This is a genomic window from Pseudocitrobacter sp. 73, from assembly GCF_008369545.1.
GTDB classification, from domain to species: Bacteria; Pseudomonadota; Gammaproteobacteria; order Enterobacterales; family Enterobacteriaceae; genus Pseudocitrobacter; species Pseudocitrobacter vendiensis.
Genome location: NZ_VTZO01000037.1, coordinates 1 through 3004 on the forward strand (window position 1 = coordinate 1; position 3004 = coordinate 3004).

General features: G+C 51.7%; 1 rRNA gene. It reads right to left on the reverse strand.

Features of this window, described 5'->3' with window-relative positions:
• A 23S ribosomal RNA gene (locus F0Q32_RS24270) occupies window positions 1-2820 on the reverse strand; the annotation flags it as partial.
• Between the last annotated feature and the right edge of the window lie 184 nt (window positions 2821-3004).

Below are 3004 nucleotides of genomic sequence, written 5' to 3' on the forward strand. Positions count from 1 at the left end.
CGTTCCTTCAGGACTCTCAAGGAGTCAGGGAGAACTCATCTCGGGGCAAGTTTCGTGCTTAGATGCTTTCAGCACTTATCTCTTCCGCATGTAGCTACCGGGCAATGCCATTGGCATGACAACCCGAACACCAGTGATGCGTCCACTCCGGTCCTCTCGTACTAGGAGCAGCCCCCCTCAATTCTCCAGCGCCCACGGCAGATAGGGACCGAACTGTCTCACGACGTTCTAAACCCAGCTCGCGTACCACTTTAAATGGCGAACAGCCATACCCTTGGGACCTACTTCAGCCCCAGGATGTGATGAGCCGACATCGAGGTGCCAAACACCGCCGTCGATATGAACTCTTGGGCGGTATCAGCCTGTTATCCCCGGAGTACCTTTTATCCGTTGAGCGATGGCCCTTCCATTCAGAACCACCGGATCACTATGACCTGCTTTCGCACCTGCTCGCGCCGTCACGCTCGCAGTCAAGCTAGCTTATGCCATTGCACTAACCTCCTGATGTCCGACCAGGATTAGCTAACCTTCGTGCTCCTCCGTTACTCTTTGGGAGGAGACCGCCCCAGTCAAACTACCCACCAGACACTGTCCGCAACCCGGATCACGGGTCTACGTTAGAACATCAAACATTAAAGGGTGGTATTTCAAGGTTGGCTCCATGCAGACTGGCGTCCACACTTCAAAGCCTCCCACCTATCCTACACATCAAGGCTCAATGTTCAGTGTCAAGCTATAGTAAAGGTTCACGGGGTCTTTCCGTCTTGCCGCGGGTACACTGCATCTTCACAGCGAGTTCAATTTCACTGAGTCTCGGGTGGAGACAGCCTGGCCATCATTACGCCATTCGTGCAGGTCGGAACTTACCCGACAAGGAATTTCGCTACCTTAGGACCGTTATAGTTACGGCCGCCGTTTACCGGGGCTTCGATCAAGAGCTTCGCGTTGCCGCTAACCCCATCAATTAACCTTCCGGCACCGGGCAGGCGTCACACCGTATACGTCCACTTTCGTGTTTGCACAGTGCTGTGTTTTTAATAAACAGTTGCAGCCAGCTGGTATCTTCGACTGATTTCAGCTCCATGAGTAAATCACTTCACCTACATATCAGCGTGCCTTCTCCCGAAGTTACGGCACCATTTTGCCTAGTTCCTTCACCCGAGTTCTCTCAAGCGCCTTGGTATTCTCTACCTGACCACCTGTGTCGGTTTGGGGTACGATTCAATGTTACCTGATGCTTAGAGGCTTTTCCTGGAAGCAGGGCATTTGTTACTTCAGCACCGTAGTGCCTCGTCATCACGTCTCAGTGTTAAAAGAAGTCCGGATTTACCTAAACTTCCCACCTACACGCTTAAACCGGGACAACCGTCGCCCGGCCAACATAGCCTTCTCCGTCCCCCCTTCGCAGTAACACCAAGTACAGGAATATTAACCTGTTTCCCATCGACTACGCCTTTCGGCCTCGCCTTAGGGGTCGACTCACCCTGCCCCGATTAACGTTGGACAGGAACCCTTGGTCTTCCGGCGTGCGGGTTTTTCACCCGCATTATCGTTACTTATGTCAGCATTCGCACTTCTGATACCTCCAGCATGCCTCACGACACACCTTCAACGGCTTACAGAACGCTCCCCTACCCAACAACGCATAAGCGTCGCTGCCGCAGCTTCGGTGCACAGTTTAGCCCCGTTACATCTTCCGCGCAGGCCGACTCGACCAGTGAGCTATTACGCTTTCTTTAAATGATGGCTGCTTCTAAGCCAACATCCTGGCTGTCTGAGCCTTCCCACATCGTTTCCCACTTAACTGTGACTTTGGGACCTTAGCTGGCGGTCTGGGTTGTTTCCCTCTTCACGACGGACGTTAGCACCCGCCGTGTGTCTCCCGTGATAACATTCTTCGGTATTCGTAGTTTGCATCGGGTTGGTAAGTCGGGATGACCCCCTAGCCGAAACAGTGCTCTACCCCCGAAGATGAGTTCACGAGGCGCTACCTAAATAGCTTTCGGGGAGAACCAGCTATCTCCCGGTTTGATTGGCCTTTCACCCCCAGCCACAAGTCATCCGCTAATTTTTCAACATTAGTCGGTTCGGTCCTCCAGTTAGTGTTACCCAACCTTCAACCTGCCCATGGCTAGATCACCGGGTTTCGGGTCTATACCCTGCAACTTAACGCCCAGTTAAGACTCGGTTTCCCTTCGGCTCCCCTATTCGGTTAACCTTGCTACAGAATATAAGTCGCTGACCCATTATACAAAAGGTACGCAGTCACCCCATAAAGAGGCTCCCACTGCTTGTACGTACACGGTTTCAGGTTCTTTTTCACTCCCCTCGCCGGGGTTCTTTTCGCCTTTCCCTCACGGTACTGGTTCACTATCGGTCAGTCAGGAGTATTTAGCCTTGGAGGATGGTCCCCCCATATTCAGACAGGATACCACGTGTCCCGCCCTACTCTTCGAGTTCACAGCATATGCATTTTGGTGTACGGGACTTTCACCCTGTATCGTGCGACTTTCCAGACGCTTCCACTAACACACATGCTGATTCAGACTCTGGGCTGCTCCCCGTTCGCTCGCCGCTACTGGGGGAATCTCGGTTGATTTCTTTTCCTCGGGGTACTTAGATGTTTCAGTTCCCCCGGTTCGCTTCATTACGCTATGTATTCACGTAATGATAGTGTGTCGAAACACACTGGGTTTCCCCATTCGGAAATCGCCGGTTATAACGGTTCATATCACCTTACCGACGCTTATCGCAGATTAGCACGTCCTTCATCGCCTCTGACTGCCAGGGCATCCACCGTGTACGCTTAGTCGCTTAACCTCACAACCCGAAGATGTTTCGTAAAACACCACCGTGTTGCGAAAATTTGAGAGACTCGAACACACTTAAAGTGTGTCGTTTCAATTTTCAGCTTGATCCAGATTTTTAAAGAGCAAATATCTCAAACAAGACTTAACAGTCTGTTTTGAGATATTGAGGTCGGCGACTTTCACTCACACATACC